Source organism: Bradyrhizobium sp. P2_E8, from assembly GCF_056403875.1.
In genome coordinates this window covers 1-7742 of record NZ_JBFUES010000283.1, presented here as the reverse complement: position 1 = coordinate 7742, position 7742 = coordinate 1, and the positions used below count along the sequence as shown (strand labels likewise).

Sequence of the window (7742 nt, the reverse complement as noted above, 5' to 3'; positions counted from 1 at the left end):
GCATCGGCATAGACCGCGCCCTTCAGACCCACTTCCTTCGGCAGGAACCAGAACGGCATCTGCAATTCGAACGAAGCGCCCCAATACTTGGTGCCGCCGAGCGCGTCCTGCGTACCGAAAGGATTCAGATCGCGCGGGCCGATGCCGTTCGGAGAGAAGCCGCGGACGAGGTTCGGACCCATCTGGAACTGGTCGAGCATCCGCAGATCTTTGTCGAGCTTGGTCAGAACACCACCCTGGAGATGGACGAGGCCGACGATATCAGACACCAGCGGGGCGTAGTACTTTCCGTCCGCCGCGGTCTTCAGGTAGGACACGTCGCCGCCGACGCCGGCGAAATCCTGCCGGAAGTCGATGAGCAGGCCGTCGGTGGGGTTCTTGTTGTTGTCCAGCGTGTTGTAGGTCAGCGTATAGCCGAGCGCCGAGGTCAGGGTCTTGCCGTTGGCAAGCTCCTTGCGCACCGGCAACGAGGCTTCGCCGTCGTTGTAACAGCCCAGGCCGTTGGTCGAGGCAAGGCTGATGCCGTTGGCGGCCGCATAGGCCGGGCTCGGGTTGAAGGCCGCCGAAGTCGGATCGTTGTTACAGTTCGCCAGGTAGGACGGCAGCGTGATTTCCTGCCGATAGATCGAATAGCGCAGCTGGAGCGACAGATCTTCGCGCAAGGAGAAGCCGAGACGCGGCGAGAAGCCGAGCGTCTTGGTGCCGTAGGAGATGTAGCTGTTGGACAGCTGCTGGCGTTGATAGAGGTCGAGGCCGAGCGCGACGCGGTAGTCGAGCAGATACGGTTCGACGAACGACAGCGAATAGCCGCGCGMGTACTGGCCATAGGTCACCGACGCCTTGGCGAACAGGCCGCGGCCGAGCAGGTTGCGTTCGGAGATCGAGACTTCGGCGAGCGCGCCGTCGGTCGTGGAGTAACCGCCCGAGACCGAGAAGTCGCCGGTCGATTTTTCTTCCATGTCGACGACCAGGATGACGCGGTCGCTGGACGAGCCGGGCTCCGTCGTGATCTTCACGGTCTTGAAATAGTCGAGGTTCTTCAGGCGCCGCTCGGCACGATCGACCAGCGCGCGGTTGTAGGCATCACCCTCGGAGATGTCGAACTCGCGACGGATCACGTAGTCGCGCGTGCGGGTGTTGCCGCGCAGGTTGATGCGCTCGATATAGGTGCGCGGGCCCTCGTCGATGTTGAACACGACCGAGACGGTGTGCGCCTCGAAATTGCGGTCGCCGCCGGGACGGACCACGGCGAAGGCGTAGCCGCGGCGCGAGGCCTCGATCTGCATGTCCTCGACCGACTTCTCGACCGATTCGACGTTGTAGAGCGAGCCGACATTGACGCGCGAAAAGGAGCGCATCGAGCTCGGGTCGAAGTTCGGGATGCTGGAACGGAAGTCGAGCGCACCGACGCGGTATTGGGAGCCTTCCTCGATCTTGAAGGTGACGTTGAAGCCCTTCTTCTCCGGATCGTATTCGGTGAGCGCAGCCACGACCTGGACGTCGGCGAAGCCGTTCTTGAGGTAGAAACGACGGATCAGGTCGCGGTCGGCCTCGACGCGGTCGGGATCGTAGATGTCGCCGCTGCCAAGGAAGCTCAGCAGGTTCGATTCGCGCGTCTTGATGACGTCCCGCAGGCGGTAGGACGAGAACGCGACGTTGCCGACGAAGTCGATCGACTTGACGCCGGTCTTGGCGCCCTCCTCGATCGTGAAGATGAGATCGACACGGTTGTTCGGCTGCTCGATGACCTCGGGCGTGACGCGGACGTCGTAGCGGCCGGAGCGGCGGTAGATTTCGGCGATTCGCAGCGTGTCGGACTGCACCATGGCGCGGGAGAAGGTGCCGCGCGCCTTGGACTGGACTTCAGCGGTGAGCTGCTCGTCCTTGATCTTCTTGTTGCCCTCGAAGGCGATGCGACCGATCACCGGGTTTTCCACCACGGAGACGACGATCTGGCCACCGGCGCCGCGGTTGATCTTCACGTCCTGGAACAGGCCGGTCTCGATCAGCGCCTTGAGGCCGTCGTCGATGGCGCCCTGATCCAGGCGGCCGCCCGGACCCGCCTTGAAATAGGAGCGGATCGTCTCCACCTCGACACGGCGATTTCCCTCGACGGAAATCGACTGGACGGTCTGCGCAAGCGCAGGCGATGACACAAAAGCCGCCCCAATCGGGGCAACCACCGGCGCGCCGAACATGATCAGGGTGGCAAGCAAGCCGCCCCGGAGTCGCAGTCCAAACTTCATTGCGCAACGCGCCCTTATCATTCCGTGCCAGACCCAACCCCAACGCCGGTCCGGAGATTCCCCAAGTTCAGAGCCGCTTGTAGCCAATTTCACCGACGCCGCAAACGGCCGAGCGCGCCGCAATTTCAATTTCATTCCAAGACGTTGCTCAACAGCAACGCCTCAAAAAAGCCCCTATCAGGAAGCCGCCATCCGCAGGATGTCGTTGTAGGTCGCAAACACCATCAGCATCAGCACCAAACCAAGCCCGATTCGGAACCCCATCTCCTGCGTCCGCTCGGACAGGGGCCGGCCGCGGACCACTTCCGCCGCGTAGAACATAAGGTGACCGCCATCCAGCAGCGGAATCGGGAACAGGTTCAGCAGGCCAATCGACACCGACAGCACCGCACAGAGGTTGATCACGAACTGGAACCCGGCGCTGGCCGCCTGCCCCGACATCTTCGCGATCCCGAGGACGCCGCTGACCTCGTTGGGATTGCCGTTTCCGACAAACAGCGAGCCCAGGAACTTGAAGGTGCTGGTGATGATGAACCAGACCTGCTCGACCCCGATCTTGAGCGCCTCGCCGACACCGACCGGCGTGGTCGAGGCCTCACCAGCCTGGGACTTGTGCTCGACGCCCAGCACGCCGAGGCGGTGGCTGTTGCCGAACGGATCCTTGCGCTCGAGCAGCGCCGGCGTCGCGGTCAGCGACACGATGGCGCCGTCACGCTTCACCTGGAAGGCAAGCGCCGAACCGGCATTCATCGCCACGATTCGCTGCATGTCGGCAAAGCTCTCGATCGGCTTGCCGTCGATCTGGACGACGACGTCCCCGATCTTGAAGCCGGCCACAGCCGCCGCGCCATCGGCGACGACGCCGTCGACGCGCGCGATCGTGCTCGGCTTGCCGTAATACAGGGCCATGCCGGCGAAGATCAGCGCCCCCAGAATGAAATTGGCGATCGGTCCGGCCGCGACGATGGCGGCGCGCGGGCCGACCTTCTTGTGGTGGAAGCTGCCGGCGCGCTCCTCGGCCGTCATGGCCGCGAGCGTCTCGGCCGACGGGGTCGAGGCCTCGCTCTCGTCCCCGAAGAACTTGACGTAACCGCCGAGCGGGATCGCCGAAATCTTCCAGCGGGTGCCATGGCGGTCATTGAAACCGACCAGCTCGGGCCCGAAGCCGAGCGAGAAGGTTAACACCCGAACGCCAGCCCAGCGCGCGACCAGGAAATGGCCGAGTTCGTGGAAGAACACGACGATGGTCAGGACGAACAGGAAGGGAATTGCGTAGCCGAGGAGCCCATGGCTCAACGTATTGAAACTATGGACAAAAAAGTCGATCATCGAATTCCCTTATCCAGCGCCGCAAGGCCCTGGCCCCGAACCATCTAGGATGCCTTTAAGGCAATTTGAGGCAATAGGGCGGCAGCTCTATTTCGAGCAACATGGTCAACGGAGATTGCATCGTCGGCGGACGTCAGGGGCGCCTGGTTCCCACCCCGGATCCAGTCTTCCAGCGTCGCCTCGACCAGGCGGGCGATCGCGCCGAACCGGATCTTGCCGGCGATGAAGGCGGCGACCGCGACCTCGTTGGCGGCATTGTACACCGTGGTCGCCCCCTTCCCGGTCCGGAGCGAATCGTAAGCCAGCCGTAGTCCGGGGAACCGCTCGAAATCGGGCGCCTCGAAGGTCAGCTGGCCGATCTTGGCCAGATCGAGCTTGGCCGCCGGTCCCTTGATGCGGTCGGGCCAGCCGAGGCAGTGGGCGATCGGCGTGCGCATGTCGGGAGAACCGAGCTGGGCCACGACCGAACGGTCGGAGAACTCGACCATGCCGTGGATGATCGACTGCGGATGAACGAGAACGTCGATCTCGTCGGGCGAGAGCGCGAACAGATAGGAGGCCTCGATCACCTCGAGCCCCTTGTTCATCATCGAGGCGGAATCGATCGTGATCTTCTGGCCCATGCTCCAGTTCGGATGCTTCAGCGCCTGGGCGAGTGTCGCCTGCTCAATGTCGGCAGGCTTCCAGGTCCGGAACGGACCGCCGGATGCCGTGATGATGACACGGACCAGTTCGTCGCGATTGCCTGAGCCGAGCGCCTGGAACAGCGCATTGTGCTCGGAATCGGCTGGCAGGATGCAGGCGCCGGCTTTCGCCGCGCGCTGCATGAAGAAATCGCCGGCGCAGACGAGGCATTCCTTGTTGGCGAGCGCGACATGTGCGCCGCGATCGACCGCGGCGAGCGCCGGCTTCAGTCCGGCGGCGCCGCTCACGGCGGCCATCACCCAATCGGCCGGGCGCGCACCCGCTTCGATCACCGCGCTTTCGCCGGCGCCGCATTCGGTGCTCGTGCCCGCAAGCGCAGCCTTGAGCTCGGCGAACTTGGAAGTGTCGGCGATCGCCACGAAGCGCGCCGAAAACTCCTTCGCGAGCTTTGCCAGCGCTTCGACATTGCCGTTCGCCGTCAGTGCCTCGACGCGGTAGCGTTCGGGAGAGGCGCGCAGCAGATCCATCGTGCTGTCGCCGATCGAGCCGGTGGCACCGAGAACCGTGACGCTGCGGACGGCAGACGCCGCAGCCTTGTTATTACGCAATGGGACCGCGCTCATATCCTCACCAAACCACAAGACCGCTTCCGGCGCTATGCACACCATGGCGGAGAAAGCCGATAATCCATGCCGCCAGGATGGCGGCGACAAAGCCGTCCAGACGGTCCAGCAGACCGCCATGACCGGGAATTAAGTGACTGGAATCCTTGACACCGAAGCGCCGCTTCACGGCGGATTCGAAGAGATCGCCGAGTTGCGAGACCACCGACAGGACGGCGCTGACGAGCAGCAGTGGAACCGCCTTCCCGAGCCCGCAAGCCGCAAAGCCCGCGGCAACCGCTAGGCTGGCGGCAAAGCCGCCGAGGGCGCCGGCCCAGGTCTTCTTCGGGCTCACGCGCGGCCACAGCTTCGGTCCGCCAATGCCGCGGCCGGCGAAATAGCCGCCGATATCGGTCACCCACACCACGAGCAGCACGAACATCAGCGCGGCAAAGCCGTTCACGAGATCCTGCCGTACCAGGATCGAGGCCAGCAGCGCCGCCGATGCATAGGCGAATCCGGAGGCCGCCCAGACGAACTTGCCTCGCGCGATCAGCGTCACGATGGCGCCGCCAACGAGGCCGATGACGACGGCGGTCTTGAGCGCGCCGAAGGCGACGCAGAAGCCCATGATGGCGAGGACGATCGTTCCGGACGCGGTCAGTGCAACGGACCCCGCGCCCACCACCATCAGCCATTCCGCGAACAGCCCGATCGACACCAGGGTGACGAGGAGCGCCCACAGCCAGCCGCCGGCATAAGCGAGCGCAATGGCAAGCGGCGCCAGCACCAGCGCTGCGAGGACCCGCATCACGAGATTGCTCGGGGCAGGCTTCGCGCCAGCCGGTGCGGTTTCGGGTTCGCTCACGAGGCGGTTTTCGCAACCAGGCCGCCGAAACGGCGCTCGCGCCTGGCAAATTCGGCGATCGCGCCTTCCAGCGCCGCCTTGTCGAAATCGGGCCAGTGGATCGGCACGAACACGAGCTCGCTATAAGCGGCCTGCCACATCAGGAAGTTGGACAGGCGCTGCTCGCCGCTGGTGCGGATGATGAGATCGGGATCGGGAATGTCGGGCGCATCGAGATGCGCGCCAAGCGTCTCGGCGTCGATGGTGGCAGGATCGCGCCTGCCCTCCGCGACCTCGCGCGCGAGCTTCTGCGCCGCTTTCGCGATCTCCTGCCGCGAGCCGTAGTTGAAGGCGACGACGAGCGTCAGGCGCGTGTTGTCGCGCGTCAGTTCCTCGGCCTCGTTGAGCAGCGCGCAGATGTCGCTATCGAGCCCTTCGCGCTCGCCGATGATGCGGACCTTGACGCCGTCGCGATGCAGGCTCGCGAGATCGTTGCGGATGAAGCGCCTGAGCAGGCCGAACAGATCGCCGATCTCGCTCGCCGGGCGCGACCAGTTCTCCGAGCTGAAGGAAAAGATGGTGAGATAGCGGATGCCGAGCTCGTGCGAGGCGCGCACCACGCGGCGCAAGGCCTCCACGCCGCGGCGATGACCTTCAGCCCGCGGCAGACCACGCGCGGCCGCCCAACGCCCGTTGCCATCCATGATGATGGCGACATGCGCAGGCGCGTCGGACCGGTCGGGTCCTTCCGTTGCGGGCGCGGCGGCGTTGGACATGACGGCAGCCTCAGACGGTGAGGATTTCTTTTTCCTTGGCGGCCAGCAGCTGATCGATCTCGGCGATCGTGCCATCGGTCGCCTTCTGCACCTCGTCGGCATGACGCTTCTGATCGTCCTCCGACATCTCGTGATTCTTCTCGAGCTTCTTCAGGACGTCGAGGCCGTCGCGACGGACGTGACGCGTGGCGACCTTGGCGGCTTCCGCGTATTTGTGCGCGACCTTGACGAGCTCCTTGCGCCGCTCCTCGTTGAGCTCGGGGATGCGCAGGCGCAGCACCTGGCCTTCGGTCGCGGGCGACAGGCCGAGATTGGAATCGACGATTGCCTTCTCCACCGCCTTGACCATCGACTTGTCCCAGACCTGCACCGAGATGAGGCGCGGCTCGGGCACGCTGACGGTGGCGAGCTGGTTCAGCGGCATGTGGCTGCCATAGGCCTCGACCTGCACCGGATCGAGCATCGAGGCGGAGGCGCGGCCGGTGCGCAAGCCGCCGAGCTCGTGCTTGAGGGACTGGACGGCGCCTTGCATGCGGCGCTTCACTTCGTTGAGGTCGAAATTACCCGTGGGCATCACGTTTCTCCTTCAAAATCCCGGCGACCTCACCGCGCCCCTCCCTTCAGGGCGCGCCAGATGAGCCGTCAGCCGGCGACGATGGTACCGTGGCCGATGCCACGCAGAATCGCACCGATCGACCCCGGCTCCGCGATCGAGAACACGATGATAGGCAGCGACGTCTCGCGGGCAAGCGCGAAGGCGGTCGCATCCATCACCTTGTAGCCGCCCTCGATCGCCTGCGAATGCGTCAGCCGCTCGAACCGCGTGGCGGTCGGATCCTTCTTCGGGTCGGCCGAGTAGACGCCGTCCACATTGGTCGCCTTCAGGACCGCCTGGGCGCCGATCTCGGCGGCGCGCAGCACCGCGGTGGTGTCGGTGGTGAAGAACGGATTGCCGGTTCCACCGCCGAGCAGCACGATCCGGCCCTCGGCGAGGTATTTGTGCGCCGCAGTCCGGGTGAACAGCTCGGAAATCTCGGGCATGACGAAGGCCGACAGYGTGCGCGCCGGCGTGCCCTTGCGCTCGATCGCCGCTTCCAGCGCGAGGCAGTTCATCATGGTGGCGAGCATGCCCATGGTGTCGCCGGTCGGGCGCGAGACGCCGCGGGAGGACACCTCGACGCCGCGCACGATGTTGCCGCCGCCGATCACGACCGCAACCTCGGTGCCGAGATGGCGGGCGGCGATCAGATCGTCCGCAACCCTATCGACGGTCGGCTGATCGATGCCAAAACCCTGC

At 64.9% G+C, this 7742-nt stretch carries 7 protein-coding genes; all 7 read right to left on the bottom strand.

The window, feature by feature from the left end; genetic code table 11:
* The coding region (gene bamA / locus AC1D00_RS17385; RefSeq protein WP_477011511.1) for an outer membrane protein assembly factor BamA at nucleotides 1-2246 on the bottom strand (2246 nt) is incomplete at its 3' end.
* A gap of 177 nt (nucleotides 2247-2423) precedes the next feature.
* Nucleotides 2424-3575 (bottom strand): RIP metalloprotease RseP, encoded by a 1152-nt coding sequence (gene rseP, locus AC1D00_RS17380; protein ID WP_135175976.1) that lies wholly within the window; start codon nucleotides 3573-3575, stop codon nucleotides 2424-2426.
* Nucleotides 3576-3619: 44 nt separating this feature from the next.
* Entirely contained in the window at nucleotides 3620-4843 is a 1224-nt protein-coding gene (gene dxr / locus AC1D00_RS17375; protein ID WP_271578163.1) for a 1-deoxy-D-xylulose-5-phosphate reductoisomerase, read from the bottom strand.
* Nucleotides 4844-4847: 4 nt separating this feature from the next.
* The gene (locus tag AC1D00_RS17370; RefSeq protein ID WP_404556742.1) at nucleotides 4848-5690 is read right to left on the bottom strand and encodes a phosphatidate cytidylyltransferase; all 843 of its coding nucleotides are present in this window, start codon (nucleotides 5688-5690) and stop codon (nucleotides 4848-4850) included.
* Nucleotides 5687-6445, bottom strand: a complete 759-nt coding sequence (locus AC1D00_RS17365) for an isoprenyl transferase (protein WP_135175978.1) — start codon at nucleotides 6443-6445, stop codon at nucleotides 5687-5689. Before AC1D00_RS17365 ends, AC1D00_RS17370 begins: the two co-directional genes overlap by 4 nt.
* A 10-nt stretch (nucleotides 6446-6455) precedes the next feature.
* Entirely contained in the window at nucleotides 6456-7019 is a 564-nt protein-coding gene (gene frr, locus AC1D00_RS17360; protein WP_027545779.1) for a ribosome recycling factor, read from the bottom strand.
* 68 nt (nucleotides 7020-7087) lie between these two features.
* Nucleotides 7088-7742 (bottom strand): UMP kinase (pyrH, locus tag AC1D00_RS17355; RefSeq protein ID WP_477011510.1); only part of this gene is annotated, 655 nt, incomplete at its 5' end.

Excerpts from the sequence above, each read along its gene's own strand:
- rseP (WP_135175976.1), bottom strand. The coding sequence starts at position 3,575 with ATGATCGACTTTTTTGTCCATAGTTTCAATACGTTGAGCCATGGGCTC.
- dxr (WP_271578163.1), bottom strand. The coding sequence starts at position 4,843 with ATGAGCGCGGTCCCATTGCGTAATAACAAGGCTGCGGCGTCTGCCGTC.
- AC1D00_RS17365 (WP_135175978.1), bottom strand. The coding sequence starts at position 6,445 with ATGTCCAACGCCGCCGCGCCCGCAACGGAAGGACCCGACCGGTCCGAC.
- frr (WP_027545779.1), bottom strand. The coding sequence starts at position 7,019 with ATGCCCACGGGTAATTTCGACCTCAACGAAGTGAAGCGCCGCATGCAA.